The 17,527-nt window shown below is 69.8% G+C and carries 13 protein-coding genes; 2 read left to right on the top strand and 11 right to left on the bottom strand.

The window, feature by feature from the left end:
- Nucleotides 1-122: 122 nt before the first annotated feature.
- Nucleotides 123-3,605 carry a DNA-directed RNA polymerase subunit beta gene (rpoB, locus tag ACRRSS_RS32350; RefSeq protein WP_351901914.1) on the top strand — a complete coding sequence of 1,161 codons (3,483 nt, stop codon included), beginning with the start codon at nt 123-125 and terminating at the stop codon, nt 3,603-3,605.
- A 107-nt stretch (nt 3,606-3,712) separates the two neighbouring features.
- Complete coding sequence (locus tag ACRRSS_RS32345; protein WP_435974558.1) at nt 3,713-7,612, top strand: DNA-directed RNA polymerase subunit beta'; 3,900 nt, start codon at nt 3,713-3,715, stop codon at nt 7,610-7,612.
- Nucleotides 7,613-7,678: 66 nt separating this feature from the next.
- Here the strand turns inward: ACRRSS_RS32345 and ACRRSS_RS32340 are convergent, their stop codons facing one another.
- The 11 genes from ACRRSS_RS32340 to ACRRSS_RS32290 form a co-directional block, all read right to left on the bottom strand.
- Complete coding sequence (locus tag ACRRSS_RS32340) at nt 7,679-7,942, bottom strand: hypothetical protein (RefSeq protein WP_435974557.1); 264 nt, start codon at nt 7,940-7,942, stop codon at nt 7,679-7,681.
- A complete protein-coding gene (locus ACRRSS_RS32335; RefSeq protein WP_435974556.1) occupies nt 7,929-8,168 on the bottom strand; it encodes a hypothetical protein in 240 nt (79 codons plus the stop codon). Before ACRRSS_RS32335 ends, ACRRSS_RS32340 begins: the two co-directional genes overlap by 14 nt.
- Nucleotides 8,169-8,206: 38 nt before the next feature.
- Nucleotides 8,207-9,124 (bottom strand): peptidoglycan-binding protein, encoded by a 918-nt coding sequence (locus ACRRSS_RS32330; RefSeq protein WP_435974555.1) that lies wholly within the window; start codon nt 9,122-9,124, stop codon nt 8,207-8,209.
- A gap of 91 nt (nt 9,125-9,215) precedes the next feature.
- Nucleotides 9,216-9,692, bottom strand: coding sequence for an ATP-binding protein (locus ACRRSS_RS32325; protein ID WP_435974554.1), 477 nt, complete (start codon nt 9,690-9,692; stop codon nt 9,216-9,218).
- Between the two features lie 32 nt (nt 9,693-9,724).
- Nucleotides 9,725-10,432, bottom strand: a complete 708-nt coding sequence (locus tag ACRRSS_RS32320; RefSeq protein WP_435974553.1) for a hypothetical protein — start codon at nt 10,430-10,432, stop codon at nt 9,725-9,727.
- Nucleotides 10,432-11,535 carry a hypothetical protein gene (locus ACRRSS_RS32315; protein ID WP_435974552.1) on the bottom strand — a complete coding sequence of 368 codons (1,104 nt, stop codon included), beginning with the start codon at nt 11,533-11,535 and terminating at the stop codon, nt 10,432-10,434. The genes ACRRSS_RS32320 and ACRRSS_RS32315 overlap by 1 nt, the downstream gene beginning before the upstream one ends.
- Before the next feature lie 11 nt (nt 11,536-11,546).
- Nucleotides 11,547-12,686, bottom strand: coding sequence for a hypothetical protein (locus ACRRSS_RS32310; RefSeq protein WP_435974551.1), 1,140 nt, complete (start codon nt 12,684-12,686; stop codon nt 11,547-11,549).
- 34 nt (nt 12,687-12,720) lie between these two features.
- Nucleotides 12,721-13,905 carry a hypothetical protein gene (locus ACRRSS_RS32305; RefSeq protein WP_435974550.1) on the bottom strand — a complete coding sequence of 395 codons (1,185 nt, stop codon included), beginning with the start codon at nt 13,903-13,905 and terminating at the stop codon, nt 12,721-12,723.
- Nucleotides 13,906-13,960: 55 nt separating this feature from the next.
- Nucleotides 13,961-15,148 (bottom strand): hypothetical protein, encoded by a 1,188-nt coding sequence (locus ACRRSS_RS32300; RefSeq protein ID WP_435974549.1) that lies wholly within the window; start codon nt 15,146-15,148, stop codon nt 13,961-13,963.
- 170 nt (nt 15,149-15,318) lie between these two features.
- Nucleotides 15,319-16,242 (bottom strand): phage distal tail protein, encoded by a 924-nt coding sequence (locus ACRRSS_RS32295; protein WP_435974548.1) that lies wholly within the window; start codon nt 16,240-16,242, stop codon nt 15,319-15,321.
- Between the two features lie 40 nt (nt 16,243-16,282).
- On the bottom strand, nt 16,283-17,518 hold the full coding sequence (locus ACRRSS_RS32290) for a phage tail protein (protein ID WP_435974547.1): 1,236 nt from the start codon (nt 17,516-17,518) through the stop codon (nt 16,283-16,285).
- Between the last annotated feature and the right edge of the window lie 9 nt (nt 17,519-17,527).

Raw genomic sequence — 17,527 nt, 5'->3', positions numbered from 1 at the left:
CCGCTTCTCGGACCGACCCCGTCTGACCTGGCCCTTCGGTCATCTCAGGAAAAGTCTGCCGTGAAGCATTGCTGGGGACCGGTACGCGCGTAGTGAGTCCGAGCCCTCGGAAGGACCCCCTCTTGGCCGCCTCGCGCAACGCCTCGACCAATACGAACAACGGCGCAAGCACCGCCCCGCTGCGCATCTCTTTTGCAAAGATCAGGGAGCCCCTCGAGGTTCCGAACCTCCTCGCGCTGCAGACCGAGAGCTTTGACTGGCTGCTCGGCAACGCCGCCTGGAAGGCTCGCGTCGAGGCTGCCCTTGAGTCGGGACAGGACGTCCCCAGGAAGTCCGGCCTGGAAGAGATCTTCGAGGAGATCTCACCGATCGAGGACTTCTCCGGGTCGATGTCGCTGACCTTCCGCGACCACCGCTTCGAGCCGCCGAAGAACTCGATCGACGAGTGCAAGGACCGTGACTTCACGTACGGTGCCCCGCTCTTCGTCACCGCCGAGTTCACCAACAACGAGACCGGCGAGATCAAGTCTCAGACCGTCTTCATGGGCGACTTCCCGCTCATGACGAACAAGGGCACCTTCGTCATCAACGGCACCGAGCGTGTCGTGGTGTCGCAGCTGGTCCGTTCGCCGGGTGTCTACTTCGACTCCTCCATCGACAAGACGTCCGACAAGGACATCTTCTCGGCCAAGATCATCCCGTCCCGGGGTGCCTGGCTGGAGATGGAGATCGACAAGCGCGACCTGGTCGGTGTCCGCATCGACCGCAAGCGCAAGCAGTCCGTCACCGTCCTCCTCAAGGCTCTCGGCTGGACCACCGAGCAGATCCTGCAGGAGTTCGGCGAGTACGAGTCCATGCGCGCCACCCTGGAGAAGGACCACACCCAGGGCCAGGACGACGCGCTGCTCGACATCTACCGCAAGCTGCGTCCGGGAGAGCCGCCGACCCGCGAGGCCGCTCAGACGCTGCTCGAGAACCTCTACTTCAACCCCAAGCGCTACGACCTCGCCAAGGTCGGCCGCTACAAGGTGAACAAGAAGCTCGGCGCCGACGAGCCGCTGGACGCCGGCGTGCTCACCACGGACGACGTCATCGCCACGATCAAGTACCTGGTCAAGCTCCACGCGGGCGAGACCGAGACGATCGGCGAGAACGGCAACGAGATCGTCGTCGAGACCGACGACATCGACCACTTCGGCAACCGTCGTCTGCGCAACGTCGGCGAGCTCATCCAGAACCAGGTCCGCACGGGTCTGGCTCGTATGGAGCGCGTCGTGCGTGAGCGCATGACCACCCAGGACGTCGAGGCGATCACGCCCCAGACCCTGATCAACATCCGGCCGGTCGTCGCCTCCATCAAGGAGTTCTTCGGCACCAGCCAGCTGTCGCAGTTCATGGACCAGAACAACCCGCTGTCGGGTCTGACGCACAAGCGTCGTCTCTCGGCGCTGGGCCCTGGTGGTCTCTCCCGTGAGCGGGCCGGCTTCGAGGTCCGAGACGTGCACCCGTCCCACTACGGACGCATGTGCCCGATCGAGACCCCCGAAGGCCCGAACATCGGTCTGATCGGTTCGCTCGCCTCGTACGGCCGCGTCAACGCGTTCGGCTTCATCGAGACGCCGTACCGCAAGGTCATCGACGGTACGGTCACCGACGAGGTCGACTACGTCACCGCCGACGAGGAGGACCGCTTCGTCATCGCGCAGGCCAACGCCGCGCTCGACGACGAACTGCGCCTCACCGAGAACCGCGTCCTGGTCCGCAAGCGTGGTGGCGAGGTCGACTACGTCGAGCCGTCGGACGTGGACTACATGGACGTCTCGCCGCGCCAGATGGTGTCGGTCGCGACCGCCATGATCCCGTTCCTGGAGCACGACGACGCCAACCGTGCCCTCATGGGCGCGAACATGATGCGTCAGGCCGTTCCGCTCATCAAGTCCGAGGCCCCGCTCGTCGGCACCGGCATGGAGTACCGCTGCGCCACCGACGCCGGCGACGTGCTCAAGGCCGAGAAGGACGGTGTCGTCCAGGAGCTCTCCGCGGACTACGTCACCGTCGCCAACGACGACGGCACGTACATCACGTACCGCCTGCACAAGTTCTCGCGCTCGAACCAGGGCACCTCGGTCAACCAGAAGGTCGTCGTCGACGAGGGCGACCGTGTGATCGAGGGCCAGGTCCTCGCCGACGGTCCCGCCACCGAAGACGGCGAGATGGCGCTCGGCAAGAACCTGCTCGTGGCGTTCATGCCGTGGGAGGGTCACAACTACGAGGACGCGATCATCCTGTCGCAGCGCCTCGTGCAGGACGACGTCCTCTCCTCGATCCACATCGAGGAGCACGAGGTCGACGCCCGTGACACCAAGCTCGGCCCGGAGGAGATCACCCGGGACATCCCGAACGTCTCCGAGGAGGTCCTCGCGGACCTCGACGAGCGCGGCATCATCCGTATCGGTGCCGAGGTCGTCGCCGGCGACATCCTCGTCGGCAAGGTCACGCCCAAGGGCGAGACCGAGCTGACGCCGGAGGAGCGCCTGCTCCGCGCGATCTTCGGTGAGAAGGCCCGTGAGGTCCGTGACACCTCGCTGAAGGTGCCGCACGGCGAGATCGGCAAGATCATCGGCGTCCGCGTCTTCGACCGCGAGGAGGGCGACGAGCTTCCTCCGGGCGTGAACCAGCTGGTCCGCGTCTACGTCGCCCAGAAGCGCAAGATCACCGATGGTGACAAGCTCGCCGGCCGTCACGGCAACAAGGGCGTCATCTCGAAGATCCTGCCGATCGAGGACATGCCGTTCCTGGAGGACGGCACCCCGGTCGACATCATCCTCAACCCGCTGGGTGTCCCGTCCCGAATGAACCCGGGACAGGTCCTGGAGATCCACCTCGGCTGGCTCGCCAGCCGCGGCTGGGACGTCTCCGGTCTCGCGGACGAGTGGGCGCAGCGCCTCCAGGTGATCGGCGCCGACAAGGTCGCCCCCGGCACCAACGTCGCCACCCCGGTCTTCGACGGTGCGCGTGAGGACGAGCTCGCGGGTCTGCTGAACCACACCATCCCGAACCGCGACGGCGAGCGCATGGTGCTCCCGACCGGTAAGGCGAGGCTGTTCGACGGCCGCTCCGGCGAGCCGTTCCCCGACCCGGTCTCGGTCGGTTACATGTACATCCTCAAGCTCCACCACCTGGTCGACGACAAGCTCCACGCCCGTTCGACCGGACCGTACTCGATGATCACCCAGCAGCCGCTGGGTGGTAAGGCCCAGTTCGGTGGCCAGCGCTTCGGTGAGATGGAGGTGTGGGCGCTGGAGGCGTACGGCGCCGCTTACGCCCTCCAGGAGCTGCTGACGATCAAGTCCGACGACGTGACCGGCCGCGTGAAGGTCTACGAGGCCATCGTCAAGGGCGAGAACATCCCTGAGCCCGGCATCCCCGAGTCCTTCAAGGTGCTCATCAAGGAGATGCAGTCCCTGTGCCTCAACGTGGAGGTGCTGTCCTCGGACGGCATGTCCATCGAGATGCGCGACACCGACGAGGACGTCTTCCGCGCAGCGGAGGAGCTCGGCATCGACCTGTCCCGGCGCGAGCCGAGCAGCGTCGAAGAGGTCTGACGGGAGTTCGGTCGGGGACCCGGCGTTTCACCGCTGAGTCCCCGGCCGGCCCCAGGACCCCCGTATCAGACCCCAAGCCTTACAACCCTGAGAGGGATTGACGCATAGTGCTCGACGTCAACTTCTTCGACGAGCTCCGGATCGGTCTGGCCACCGCTGACGACATCCGTCAGTGGAGCCACGGCGAGGTCAAGAAGCCGGAGACCATCAACTACCGCACGCTCAAGCCCGAGAAGGACGGACTCTTCTGCGAGAAGATCTTCGGTCCGACCCGGGACTGGGAGTGCTACTGCGGCAAGTACAAGCGTGTCCGCTTCAAGGGCATCATCTGTGAGCGGTGTGGCGTCGAGGTCACCCGCGCGAAGGTGCGCCGTGAGCGGATGGGCCACATCGAGCTCGCCGCTCCCGTCACCCACATCTGGTACTTCAAGGGCGTTCCGTCGCGTCTTGGCTACCTGCTCGACCTCGCCCCGAAGGACCTCGAGAAGGTCATCTACTTCGCGGCGTACATGATCACGTACGTCGACGACGAGCGTCGTACGCGTGACCTGCCCTCGCTGGAGGCGCACGTCTCCGTCGAGCGTCAGCAGATCGAGAACCGTCGCGACTCCGACCTGGAGGCCCGCGCCAAGAAGCTCGAGAACGACCTCGGCGAGCTCGAGGCCGAGGGCGCCAAGGCCGACGTGCGCCGCAAGGTGCGCGAGGGTGCCGAGCGCGAGATGAAGCAGCTGCGCGACCGTGCGCAGCGCGAGATCGACCGTCTGGACGAGGTCTGGTCGCGCTTCAAGAACCTCAAGGTCCAGGACCTGGAGGGCGACGAGCTCCTCTACCGCGAGCTGCGTGACCGCTTCGGCACGTACTTCGACGGCTCGATGGGTGCCGCGGCGCTGCAGAAGCGCCTGGAGTCCTTCGACCTGGAGGAGGAGGCCGAGCGCCTCCGCGAGATCATCCGTACCGGCAAGGGCCAGAAGAAGACCCGTGCGCTCAAGCGCCTCAAGGTCGTCTCCGCGTTCCTGCAGACCGCGAACAGCCCCAAGGGCATGGTTCTCGACTGCGTGCCGGTCATCCCGCCGGACCTGCGTCCGATGGTGCAGCTGGACGGTGGCCGCTTCGCGACCTCCGACCTGAACGACCTGTACCGCCGCGTGATCAACCGCAACAACCGTCTGAAGCGTCTGCTCGACCTCGGTGCCCCCGAGATCATCGTGAACAACGAGAAGCGGATGCTCCAGGAGGCGGTCGACGCCCTCTTCGACAACGGCCGTCGTGGTCGCCCGGTCACGGGCCCCGGCAACCGTCCGCTGAAGTCCCTCAGCGACATGCTGAAGGGCAAGCAGGGTCGTTTCCGTCAGAACCTGCTCGGCAAGCGTGTGGACTACTCCGCGCGTTCCGTCATCGTCGTCGGTCCGCAGCTGAAGCTGCACCAGTGCGGTCTGCCGAAGGCCATGGCGCTGGAGCTCTTCAAGCCGTTCGTGATGAAGCGCCTGGTCGACCTGAACCACGCGCAGAACATCAAGAGCGCCAAGCGGATGGTCGAGCGCGGCCGCACGGTCGTGTACGACGTCCTCGAAGAGGTCATCGCCGAGCACCCGGTTCTGCTGAACCGCGCGCCCACGCTGCACCGCCTCGGCATCCAGGCCTTCGAGCCCCAGCTGGTCGAGGGCAAGGCCATCCAGATCCACCCGCTCGTCTGCACCGCGTTCAACGCGGACTTCGACGGTGACCAGATGGCCGTGCACCTGCCGCTCTCCGCGGAGGCGCAGGCCGAGGCCCGCATCCTGATGCTGTCCTCGAACAACATCCTGAAGCCCGCCGACGGCCGTCCGGTCACGATGCCGACCCAGGACATGGTCCTCGGTCTGTTCTTCCTGACCACCGACGGTGAGCTCCGTGACACCAAGGGCGAGGGCCGCGCGTTCGGCTCCACGGCCGAGGCGATCATGGCGTTCGACGCCGGCGAGCTCGCGCTGCAGTCGCAGATCGACATCCGCTTCCCCGTCGGCACCGTCGCTCCGCGTGGCTGGGTCCCCCCGGTCACGGAGGAGGGCGAGCCGGAGTGGCAGCAGGGTGACTCGTTCCGCCTGCGCACCTCGCTGGGCCGCGCGCTCTTCAACGAGCTGCTGCCCGAGGACTACCCGTTCGTCGACTACTCCGTCGGCAAGAAGCAGCTCTCCGAGATCGTCAACGACCTCGCCGAGCGCTACCCCAAGGTCATCGTGGCGGCGACGCTCGACAACCTGAAGGCGGCGGGCTTCTACTGGGCGACCCGGTCCGGTGTCACCGTGGCCATCTCCGACGTCGTCGTGCCCGAGGCCAAGAAGGCCATCGTCAAGGGCTACGAGGAGCAGGACGAGAAGGTCCAGAAGCAGTACGAGCGCGGTCTGATCACCAAGGAAGAGCGCACTCAGGAGCTCATCGCGATCTGGACCAAGGCGACCAACGAGGTTGCCGAGGCGATGAACGCGAACTTCCCGAAGACGAACCCCATCTTCATGATGGTCGACTCGGGTGCCCGAGGAAACATGATGCAGATGCGTCAGATCGCGGGTATGCGTGGTCTGGTGTCGAACGCCAAGAACGAGACGATCCCGCGTCCCATCAAGGCGTCCTTCCGTGAGGGCCTCACCGTTCTGGAGTACTTCATCTCCACGCACGGTGCCCGTAAGGGTCTGGCGGACACCGCCCTGCGTACCGCCGACTCGGGTTACCTGACCCGTCGTCTGGTGGACGTCTCGCAGGACGTGATCATCCGCGAGGAGGACTGTGGCACCGAGCGCGGTCTGAAGCTGCGGATCGCCGAGCGCGGCGCCGACAACGTGCTGCGCAAGACGGACGACGTCGAGACCTCCGTGTACGCGCGGATGCTCGCCGAGGACGTCGTCGTCGACGGCAAGGTCATCGCGCCGGCCAACGTCGACCTGGGTGACGTGCTCATCGACGCCCTGGTCAACGCGGGCGTCGAGGAGGTCAAGACCCGTTCGGTCCTGACCTGTGAGTCCGCCGTCGGTACCTGTGCGTTCTGCTACGGCCGTTCGCTCGCCACCGGCAAGCTGGTCGACATCGGTGAGGCGGTCGGCATCATCGCCGCCCAGTCCATCGGTGAGCCCGGTACCCAGCTGACGATGCGTACCTTCCACACCGGTGGTGTGGCCGGTGACGACATCACCCAGGGTCTGCCCCGTGTCGTCGAGCTCTTCGAGGCTCGTCAGCCCAAGGGTGTCGCCCCGATCTCGGAGGCGGCCGGCCGCGTCCGTATCGAGGAGACCGAGAAGACCAAGAAGCTCGTCGTCACCCCGGACGACGGCACCGACGAGACGGCGTTCCCGATCTCGAAGCGTGCCCGTCTGCTCGTGGGCGAGGGCGACCACGTCGAGGTGGGCCAGAAGCTCACCGTGGGTGCCACCAACCCGCACGACGTGCTGCGGATCCTCGGTCAGCGCGCGGTCCAGATCCACCTGGTCGCCGAGGTCCAGAAGGTCTACAACTCGCAGGGCGTGTCGATCCACGACAAGCACATCGAGATCATCATCCGGCAGATGCTGCGCCGCGTGACGATCATCGAGTCCGGCGACGCGGAGTTGCTGCCGGGCGAGCTCGTCGAGCGCTCGAAGTTCGAGACCGAGAACCGTCGTGTGGTCACCGAGGGCGGTCACCCCGCCTCCGGCCGTCCGCAGCTGATGGGTATCACCAAGGCCTCGCTCGCCACCGAGTCGTGGCTGTCGGCGGCGTCCTTCCAGGAGACGACCCGAGTACTGACGGACGCGGCGATCAACGCCAAGTCCGACAGCCTCATCGGCCTCAAGGAGAACGTCATCATCGGTAAGCTCATCCCGGCCGGTACGGGTCTGTCCCGCTACCGCAACATCCGGGTCGAGCCGACCGAGGAGGCCAAGGCCGCGATGTACTCGGCCGTCGGCTACGACGACATCGACTACTCGCCGTTCGGCTCGGGCTCCGGCCAGGCCGTTCCGCTGGAGGACTACGACTACGGTCCGTACAACCAGTAAGTAGTGCGAAACCGAAGGGCGGTCACCCCGTGGGGTGGCCGCCCTTCGGCGTGTCCGGCCGATGGCTCAGCGGGCGGCCAGCTCCCAGACCGCGACGAGCGCCCCGGCGCTGGCGGCGAGCGCGAGGATGCTGGTCAGCGGCCAGCGGGCGCGTTCCAGAGCGTCGAGGCGGGCCTCGTGGTCGGCGAGCTGCCGGTCGGTCTGGTCGTTGCGCTGGACGAGCAGCGCGAGCGCGCCGTCGACGCGGGCGAAGCCGGCCTCCAGGGTGCCGCGGAGCCGTTCCAGTTCGACGGCGACGGCCACGGGGTCGTTCGGGTCAGGCTCGGTCATCGGCACCTGCCTCGGCCGGGGTGCTGCGCAGCCAGGACGGCAGCAGGTTCTGCACCGCGTCGAGGGCCATCACCCGGGTGAGTCCGCCGGCGACGGCCAGGGCCCCGGCGACCCAGGGGAGGGTCTCGGGGAGGCCGGAGGCGTCGACGATCGCGGGGAGCACGACGGCGATGCCGACGGCGGACTGGAGGACGGTGCGGGCCGTGCGCTTGGCGGCATCGGTCATCGGAACCTCTCCCTTCCTGCGGGGTTGCGGGGCCCGGCTCAGGGGGCCTTCGTGTACGGGACCTTCAGGGCGCTCCAGGACGCCGCGCCGGGGACGCCGTCGGCGTCGGAGCCGCGGAAGCCGAGCTTGCGCTGCCACTTCGCGTAGCTGAGCCGGTCGGCCTCGCCCCAGCGGGGGCCGGGGCCGACGGTGTACGCGGAGCAGCCCTCGGCGACGAGCCGGCGGCCCATGGCCGTGATGACCGGGGAGCTCGTCTCCTTGCGGAAGAACGAGGTGCCCGGGAACGGCTGGAGGCGGTGTGCGGCGGGCTTGCCGCTGCCGGGGGTGTTCGTGGCGGGTGCCTTCCCCAGCCGGGCCTGGACCCGGTCGCGGAGGGTCGGCATGCCGAAGCCCTTGGGGTCGCTCTTCCAGTCGGACCACTCCAGGTGGCCGATGACGGACCTGGCGCCCCAGCCGTGGGCCCGGCACAGGGCGGCGGAGACCCGTTCGACGGCGTCGAGCTGGGCGGCCGGCCAGGGGTCGGTGCCGTTGCCGAGGTTGACGCACTCGAAGCCGTAGAAGCGGGAGTTCCCGTCGACGGCGCCGGGGCTGCCCTGGTGGACGCGGGGGGCCGGGGGCCGGCTGCCGTACGTCTCGGTGATCACGGCCTGGAGGACGGACGGGTCACCGGCTCCGGCGTGGTTGGCGCGTCCGTTGGCGACGAGGTGGACGGAGCCGTCCTTGGCGATGACGCCGTGGCAGAGCGGTCCGGGCAGGCCCTGGTAGCCGTTGAAGCAGAGCTCGACGGAGGAGGCGGTGCCGGTGGAGACGGTGTGGTGGATCATCACGCCGGTGACCGGGCCCCAGGCGCCGGTGTGGTTGCGGTTGTGGGAGCGCCAGCCGGGGTGTTCGACGACGGTGACGCCTTCGGCGCGGAGTGCGGCGACGAGCCGGTCCGCGGGGAGGGGAGTGGCCATCTGGTGTCCTCCGGACATGAAAAAGGCCCGCACGAGGGGTGCCGGGCGGGCGTACGGGTGGAGCGGCGGGCGGGGTGGCCGGCCGGGTCGGTCAGGGGGCCGGGGCCGTGTCCGGGTCCTTCGGGGTCGGCTCCGTCTCCGGGGCGGGCGTGGGCTCGGGGGTCGGCTCCGGGGTGGGCTCCGGCTCCGGGGTCGGCTCCGGCGACGGGGGCGGGGCCCACGTGGCGCAGAGCACGGCGTAGGCCGCCCGGCGGGTCTCGAAGTCGGCGAGCGCGGACGCCACGGCGTCGCGTACGGACTCCGGGTCGGGGCCGACCGGGACGCCGCCCCGTGCGTTGAGGATGACGAGCCCGCTGCCGCGCAGCGTGGAGCCGGCCTGGCCGGCCTCGCCGAGCTGGGCGGTGACGTAGACCTGGGGGTACTCGCCGGTCATCGGGTCCACCTCCAGCGCGCCGCCCATCGTGGTGTCGTAGATGCGGACGTCGACGGTGTGGCCGCCGTCGGTGACGGTGGCGCGGCCGGCGTAGTCGATGGCCACGCCCCAGGGCTGGGCCGGGTCGATGATCATGCGTGGTTCCTCTCCGTGGTGGGCGGGGTGGCTCAACTCTGGGTGCCGTACATGAGCATCGGCTGGGCGAACACGGTGCCGGTGCCGATGACCCGGGCCTGGATCTCGATCTTGGCGGTGGTGCCGAAGCGCGTCGTCATGTCGCTGACGAGGGTGTCGGTCACGTCGAAGACGCTGCCCGCGGCGACGGTGGCGCCGAACTGGGTCGCGCTGTCGACGACGACCTTGACCTCGCCGGTCGCGCCCGTCCCCGTCACCCGGGTCTCCATCTGCAGCCGCATCCGCGGCTGCCAGACCGGGTTGTACGAGCGGGCGATCGTCGTCCAGGCCGTGGAGGTGGTCTGCGGCCACCGCACGGGGGTGACGTCCTGCGGCGGCAGCATCGCGAGCCAGGGCCGCGCGAGGCCGCCGGCGGTGATGTCGTCGGAGAAGATCTCGTGGAGGTACGAGTCGTAGAGCCGCAGCACCTGCCGGGTGGTGGCGCTGCCGCTGCCGTTGAAGAGGGCGAGGGCCAGCTCGCCGGTCTGGCGGCGGAGCGCCACCCCGTACTCGTGCTTCTCCTCGTCCTCGTCCCACTTGCCGACCTGGAGGACCGAGGTGCCGTTCGGCAGCTTGACGTTGAGCGCGCCGTCGGTGACCTCGTTCATGGCGGGCCGGGTGTTGACCGCCGTGGACAGCGCCTGGATGCGGCGCTCCATCTGGGTGAGCCGGTCGATGATGTCCTCGGGCAGCTGGGGCATCAGGCCTCCTCAAGGTAGAGCTCGGCGGTGTCGGGGCGGCCGCGCTCCGGGGGCCGTACCTTGACACCGACGATGCGGTAGCGGGCGTCGAGCCCGGAGGGGTGCCACTCGTCGGTGATCCGGATCCGCGCGGAGCGGCCGAGCAGCGCCGGCGGCACCACCCCGCCGAGCCGGATGGTGATCTCGGGGATCACGACGGCGCCGGCGGCCTGGAGGAGTTCGCCGGCGGCCGTCTTCTCCAGGGTGGCCTTGTCGCTGATCTCGTTGTGGTCCGAGGACAGGTCGATCCGCGGCCAGCCGGCCTGGAGGAGCGGGGACTCCTTCTCGCCGGAGAACAGCGGCCGGGACTCGGCGGCGGCGTTGTTGTTGATGGACGCGCCGCGCGCCATGGCGGTGGTGCCGCCGCGGGTCGCGTCGCGCGGGAAGGAGTACGACAGGATCGTGCCGGGCCGGTCGAAGACCAGGTCGGTGGCGCCGGTACGGATCTTGGGGGCGCCGAGCCGGAGCTGGCGGATCCGCTTCCCGCTGACCGGGTCCCGGTAGACCATGATCTGGTGCTCGAAGCCGGTGTCGAGGGCGGCGAGCTGATCGAGGGCCTCCGAGTAGAGGGTCTCGTCCCCCGTGCGCCAGGACGCGGTGCGGTTGACCAGGGAGGGGGGCTCCTCGCCGTACTTGACCAGGATGTTGCCGTCGGCGTTCTTCTGGAGCGTCTTCCAGAGGGTGCGGGCGATCTCCAGCTGGTCGGTCGGCGTGGTGATGCTGATGTTCTCGCGGATACGCCGACGGCCGGCGTACGAGTCGAAGGTGGCGGCCTGGATGGACAGGGTCATCACCCCCTGCTCGTTGCTCTGCAGGGTGCTGGTCCAGATGATGCCGCCCCACCACAGGTCTCCGCCGCGCTCCAGGTAGACCGCGGTGCGGCCCTCCTGGACCTGGTGGACGCGGGCGGCGATCGCCCGGTCGGGGATGGGGATGGTGCCGGAGAGCGAGCCGGCCTTGCCGATGTAGTCGTCGAACTGGACGTCCCGCAGGGGCAGGATGTCGATGGTCTGGTCGGTCAGCAGGTCGCAGAAGATCGCGCGGTAGGGCGTGTCGAGTGCCATGGCGGGCCCCCTTACAGGACGTAGGTGGCGGAGACGTTCAGAACCCTGCCGTTGGGGATGACGGCGTTGCCGGTCCAGTCGCGCAGCATGATCTGCGCGGAGCTGTAGATGGACGCGGTGCCGGAGCCCCAGCTGTCGGAGGCCACGGCCTCGAACGTGGCGCTCGGGGCCCAGCCCGCCGGCAGGGTGCACAGGCTGGTGTCGGAGATGCCGCCGACGGCGGTGGCGGTGATGTCCCCGCCGGTGCGGGTGATGCTCGCGCGTATCGTGACGACGCCGGAGCGGGCACGGCGGCCCGTGAACGACGACAGGGTCCAGCCGGTCGCCGCGGTGGCCCCGGTGGTGATCGTCTCGATGTCGTACGGCGCGTGGTAGTTCAGCCAGCTGCTGCCGTTCCAGCGCTGGAGGACGCCGTTCGCCTCGCGGAACTGTCCGGTGTAACCACCCGTGGAGAGCGCGCCGTTGGGCGCGACGCCGCCGACCTCCCTCGGGTAGGCGACCCAGCCGGTGCCGTTCCAGCGCTGGAGGATGTGCGAGTCGTCGTTGTCCTGGTACTGGCCCGGGTACGCGCCGGCCACGGCCGAGTTGTTGTAGACGGGCAGGATCCCGCCGACACCGGTCGTGGTGACGCGCAGGTCCGTGACGGCGCCGGCCGTCCAGAGGATGCCGCCGGAGCCGGCGGAGGTGCCCGGCGGCACCTTGACGCTGAACAGGGGCAGCGAGAGCGGGGGCGCGGCCGGGGCCACCGCGGTGGCCGCCGGGGTGCCCTTGATGACCTCGACGGCGGCCTCGCTCCGCTGCGAGCTGTCGTACTGGCCGTCGTACACGCGCAGGACCACCAGGTCGACGCGGGGGTTCAGGGGGTCGCCGTCGGCGAAGTTGACGACGGTGTCCTGGTCGAGCACGACGGGGTAGGCGCCCTGGACGGCGGGGCCCTGGACGACGGCCCGGCCGTGGTAGACGGTCGCGGTCATCGGGCCGTTGCCGCTCATCCACAGGCCGCCGACACGGTACTTGCCGTCGTAGGTGCCGGGCAGGATCCCGGACCGGACGTTGAGCGGACCGGCGGGGGTCGTGGCGCCGATCGCGATGTGGCGGGTGCCTTGGCGGGTCTGCCCCTGGGGGGCGAGCCAACCGGTGTGCAGGGTCATGGATTCTCCCGGGGAGGTGGGGTGTCGGCGGCGGTCACGGAAGCGGGTCGACCTTGATGAAGGTGTTGTCGAAACCGGCCTTGAGCCCGAGGGTGTTGGCGAGGATCCGGAAGTGGGCGGTGAGCGTGTACGTCGCGCCCGGCGTCAGGTTGGACAGCCGGCGCGAGGCGGAGGCCGAGAGCAGGGTGGTGCTCGCGGCGGTGACCGCGTACTCGTCGTCCAGGTCGTTGACGACCGTGGCGCCCTGGGTGAGCCGCAGCGCCATGTAGGCGTAGTGGTCGTCGCGCGACTTCATCTTGCAGCCGTAGTGGACGACGATCGCCCGCGACGGCGGGGCGGTGAAGCTGAGCGCCAGGGGGTTGGTGATCCGGCCCGCGAGCGTCGGGGTGTAGGTGGTCGACGTGGTGTCGCCGTAGTCGCCGTTGTCGACGAAGTACGGCCCCGGCACCGCCGGCGTCCACGCCGTACCGCTCCAGCGCTGGAGCTGGCCGCCCGCGGTGTCCCGGTACTGGCCCGTGTAGCTGGCGGTGGTGACCGCGCCGGCCGGGGCGATGCCGCCGAGCGCGGACGGGTACGACACCCAGGCGCCGCCGTCCCAGCGCTGGAGCGCGCCGCCGGAGTCCTGGTACTGGCCCGGGAAGGCGCCCGGGTACACCGGGCCCTCGACCGGGAGGATGCCGCCCAGGGAGACCACCGGGGTGCGCAGGTCCTTGAGCGAGGTGGCCCACGGGATGCCGCCGTTGCCCGCGCTGACGGTGGCCGGGACGGTCACCTCGTACAGCGCGAGGCAGCGGGCCGGGACGGCCGGGGCCTGCGGGGCCTGGGCCGGGACGCCCTTGATGATCTCGACCTTCGCCTCGTTGCGGTTCGAGGAGTCGTAGAGATTGTCGTAGACCCGGATGACGATCAGGTCGATGCGGCCGTACTGGGCGTCGCCCGCGTCGAAGGTGACGTCCTGGGAGGTGGGCAGGGCCACCGGGTAGGCGCCCTGGGAGATCTCGCCCTGGACGACGGCGCGGCCCTCGGCGACGGTCGCCGTCATGGCGGAGGCGCCCTTGGTCCAGAAGCCGGACAGCCGGTGCTGGCCGGTGTACGAGCCCGGCAGGATGCCGGAGCGGACCTGGACGGGGTTGGTCAGCGTCGTCACGCCGGTCTGGGTGAGGCGGGTGTCCTCGCGGGTCTGGCCGGTCTCGGCGACCCAGCTGCTGCGCAGGTTCATGGGGATTTTCTCCGTTCGGATGGGGTGGGGCGAAGGTGCGGAAGGGGCGGAACGGTCAGGCCTTGATCCACTCGGCGGAGAGGTTGCCCGCGTAGCCGGAGCCGCCGAGCGTCCTCAGTGAGGCGCCCGAGGTCTGGTAGCCCATGACCTGGACGGTGTTGCCCTTGGCGAGCTTGATCAGGCCCTGGCCGCCGACCGTCACGGCGCCGTCGGCGGCCGGGGTGAGCCAGGTGCAGCGCGGTACGCCGACGCCGTTGACCGTCAGCCGCGCGCCGCGCATGCCGGCCGCGGAGTCGGGGGCCCAGGCGACATGGGCGGAGATCCGGTACCAGCCGGCGCGCCACGCGGTGTAGGTGGTGGAGCCGTTCCAGCCCGTCGAGTCCTGGACGTCCACGGTCTGGAAGATGACCGTGGTCCAGGTGGCCGTGGGAATGCTCTGCTGCACCGTCTGCGAGGCGCTGAACAGGATCGCCCCCATGCCCTCGGCCTCCTGCCAGACGTACCCGTCCCAGCGCTGGAGCCCGTAGACGCTGTCGCGGTACTGGCCGTAGTACCCGCCGGTGGTCGTCGTCGAGGGGGCGATGCCGCCGATCGGCTTGGGGTACGAGACCCAGGTCGTGCCGTCCCAGCGCTGGAGGAGGCCGGCGGTGTCGCGGTACTGGCCGACGTACGCGCCCTTGAAGCCGCTGGCGGGCAGGATCCCGCCGAGGGCCACGACCGGCCAGTGCAGGGTGGTGACGGCGGCGGTGTTCCACTGGATGCCGCCGGTGCCGGCCGAGGTGCCCTTCGGCACCAGGATCGAGTACAGCGGGATCGTGCTGCCCGGGCCGCTCGCCGGGGCGGTGGGGGAGGCGGCGGGCGTGCCCTTGACCAGGCGTACCACCGCCTCCGTGGCACCGGTGCGGTCGTAGGTGTCGTCCACGACCGCCAGTTCGACGAGGTCGATCCGGTCGAACTGCGGGTCGCCGTCCGCGAGCGTGAGGGTCTCCGGTGAGGTGACGGCGACGAGGTAGGCGCCCTGGGCGGTGTCCTTGCCCTGGACGATCGCCCGGCCGGTGCCGACGATGCCCTGCATGGGGGAGCCGGCGGTCAGGACGAAGCCGCCCGGCACGATGCCCGGCCGCGAGCGCAGCGGGGTCTCCTCGGCGCTCTGGCCACTGGGGGTGAGCAGGGCGGCGAGGGTCAGCCGGGTGTCCTCGCGGGTCTGGCCGGTGGTCTTGAGCCAAGCGGCGCGTACGGTCATGGGTCACCTCTCCGTGAGGGTCGGGGCGGTGGGATCAGGGGTGGAGATCAAGCCCGGCGACGGGGGCGGCGGGGGCGACGCGGGCGGCGTGAGCGGCGTGAGCGGCGTGAGCGACGCGGCCCCCCGGCGGCCGGGGCGGGTGGCTTCCGGCGGGGGTCAGGAGGGACCCGTCACCATTCGGCGCTGCGCCAGTGGATCGTCATCTGGGCTTCCGGGGCGGCCCAGTCGGGCCGGAAGGACAGCTCCGTACGGCCCGGTTCGAGCGCGAACAGCTCCTCCGGGTTGGAGTCGGCCATCGCGGTGTGCCGACGGGACGCGGAGTTGTTGAGCATGACCGTGCCCGCGCCGGTGTCGACGACGAGCTCGTCGCCGGCGGCCAGGTCGATCGCGTACCGCAGACGGCGGCGACTCGTCCGCTCGGTGACGGTGGGGGTGGAGCACGGACCGCGGAAGACGATCACCGGGTGGCAGGGCGCGGAACCCGTGTTGACGGCGACGGCGTCACCGGTGCTCTTCGCCTCGCCCCAGCTGAGCGGGAACGTGAGCGGCCAGACGAGCCCGGACTCGGGCTGCGGGGCCGTGGTGCTCACCGTCTGCTCGTTGACGGCGTACCGGCGCGGGTCCGAGGCCAGCCACTGGACGGACATGCGGGAGCTGCCCTGGGTGGCGAACCCCTGGTCGGCGGGGACGACGCGCTGCGCGATCCGGGCCCGTACGGCGAGCAGCTCGCCGTGCAGCCGGACGGTGAGCCAGCGCTCCTCGTCGAGCAGGGCGAGGGCCTGGCGCAGCGCGCGGATGGCCGCGGGGGCGCCGTCCCACTCCGGCATCAGCACGATCGTGCCGCCGACCTTGCGCGGCTTGGCGAACCGGGAACCCGGCCAGGCTCCGTGCGAGGTCGGCCGGTCGGCGTCGGAGGAGTCGTACTCGGGGAGGTCCTCCCAGCCCGACAGACCGGTCCGGTCGACGGCGAACGGCGTGCCGGGCCCTATGAGGAGCCCGGCCCACTGGATCTGCCCGTCCTGGGTGATCAGTGAGCCGGGCGCGAGGTCGGCGATGTAGGTGTTTCCGGCGTATGCGGTTGTGGTCTCGGCCATGGGGGCCGTCACCTCACTTCTGATGGGAGGTCGGCGGGGGTCAGGGGTGGGCGGCGGCGAGGAAGAGGAGGTCCTCGGCGGTCGACCGGGGTCCGGCACCGGGGACCTCGCGGAACTCCCGTACGCGGTACGGCTGTCGGGGCGGCTCGCTGAGGGCCGGGACGCGGCGGTTCTCCAACTGGGAGAGCGGGTCGATGCGGTACTCGTCCGCGTCGCCGCCGGGGAAGACGATGCCGCCGTCCGCGAGCATCGGGATCTTGTCGAGGTCGACGCCGAACTTCTTGCCCGTGAGCGGGATCTCGAAGCTGAGCTTGTTGAGACCGTCGATGATCCAGTTGATGAAGGCGATGAGGCCGTTGACCGGGCCCTTGACGACCCCGATCACGGTGCTCAGCGCGCCCTCGATGAGGTCGCCGATGCCGCGCAGGGCCCCGGAGACCGCGTCCTTCGCGGTCCGGAAGAAGCCGGGGACGGAGTCGGTGATCCAGGAGACGATCGGCCGCACCCGGTCCTTGATCCCGTTCATGGCGCCCGAGGCGATCGGGCGCAGCGCGATCCAGGACGAGGAGACGGCGGTGCCGAGCTTCGAGATCCCGCCGATGACGGTGCCGATTCCCTTGATCACTTCGGTGATCAGGGTCAGGTACCCCCGGAAGTAGGTCCCGACGGCCGTCCCGATCAGTTCCACGAAGGGGGCGAGGAACGTCCAGATCTCCTGGACGATCCTGAGGGCCTGTTCGAAGACCTGCTTCATGATCCGCTGGCCGGTCTCGGAGTTGAGGGCCAGCTCGATGAGGTACGCCGCGACGGGCACGAGGATGCCGACGACGAAACCGAGCGGGTTGGCCCGCATGGCGACGTTGACGGCGGTCATCGCGACGGAGGCGACGGTCATCACGGTGCCGAAGGTGCCCATCAGGCCGGCGATGACGTCGGTGACGGGGAGCATCGGCAGGAGGAGGCCGAGGATCGCGCCGACGCCGGTGCCGATCCTGGCCGCCGCGGTGCGGGCCTTGCCCGCCGCGGCGCCGATCCGCTTGACGCGGGCGGGCGCGGTGGACCGGCGGATCCTGTCGACGGAGGTGGCGGCGCCGGAGGCGTTGCCGCCGAGGGTACGGAGAGCGGGGCCGACCGTTCGCAGACCGGTGGCGAGGGCGCCGACGCCTTGGGACGCGCGCTGGACGTCCTGCTTGAGTCGTCGCAGCGAGGCGCCCCCCTGGACGGCGCCCTGCCGCAGGGAGACCACCGGCGAGCGGACACCCCTGAAGTTCGGCATGGCTGCGAC

The organism is Streptomyces sp. Qhu_M48 (assembly GCF_051305195.1).
In the GTDB taxonomy this organism is placed as follows: Bacteria; Actinomycetota; Actinomycetes; order Streptomycetales; family Streptomycetaceae; genus Streptomyces.
The sequence above is the reverse complement of the archived record's forward strand: the minus strand, read 5'-3'. Positions and strand labels throughout refer to the sequence as shown.

What these genes read in the sequence shown, in the direction of transcription:
- ACRRSS_RS32335 (WP_435974556.1), bottom strand. Translation starts at nt 8,168, where the DNA reads ATGACCGATGCCGCCAAGCGCACGGCCCGCACCGTCCTCCAGTCCGCC.
- ACRRSS_RS32325 (WP_435974554.1), bottom strand. Translation starts at nt 9,692, where the DNA reads ATGATCATCGACCCGGCCCAGCCCTGGGGCGTGGCCATCGACTACGCC.
- ACRRSS_RS32310 (WP_435974551.1), bottom strand. Translation starts at nt 12,686, where the DNA reads ATGACCCTGCACACCGGTTGGCTCGCCCCCCAGGGGCAGACCCGCCAA.
- ACRRSS_RS32330 (WP_435974555.1), bottom strand. Translation starts at nt 9,124, where the DNA reads ATGGCCACTCCCCTCCCCGCGGACCGGCTCGTCGCCGCACTCCGCGCC.
- ACRRSS_RS32290 (WP_435974547.1), bottom strand. Translation starts at nt 17,518, where the DNA reads ATGCCGAACTTCAGGGGTGTCCGCTCGCCGGTGGTCTCCCTGCGGCAG.
- ACRRSS_RS32315 (WP_435974552.1), bottom strand. Translation starts at nt 11,535, where the DNA reads ATGGCACTCGACACGCCCTACCGCGCGATCTTCTGCGACCTGCTGACC.
- ACRRSS_RS32320 (WP_435974553.1), bottom strand. Translation starts at nt 10,432, where the DNA reads ATGCCCCAGCTGCCCGAGGACATCATCGACCGGCTCACCCAGATGGAG.
- ACRRSS_RS32295 (WP_435974548.1), bottom strand. Translation starts at nt 16,242, where the DNA reads ATGGCCGAGACCACAACCGCATACGCCGGAAACACCTACATCGCCGAC.
- ACRRSS_RS32340 (WP_435974557.1), bottom strand. Translation starts at nt 7,942, where the DNA reads ATGACCGAGCCTGACCCGAACGACCCCGTGGCCGTCGCCGTCGAACTG.
- ACRRSS_RS32305 (WP_435974550.1), bottom strand. Translation starts at nt 13,905, where the DNA reads ATGAACCTGCGCAGCAGCTGGGTCGCCGAGACCGGCCAGACCCGCGAG.
- ACRRSS_RS32300 (WP_435974549.1), bottom strand. Translation starts at nt 15,148, where the DNA reads ATGACCGTACGCGCCGCTTGGCTCAAGACCACCGGCCAGACCCGCGAG.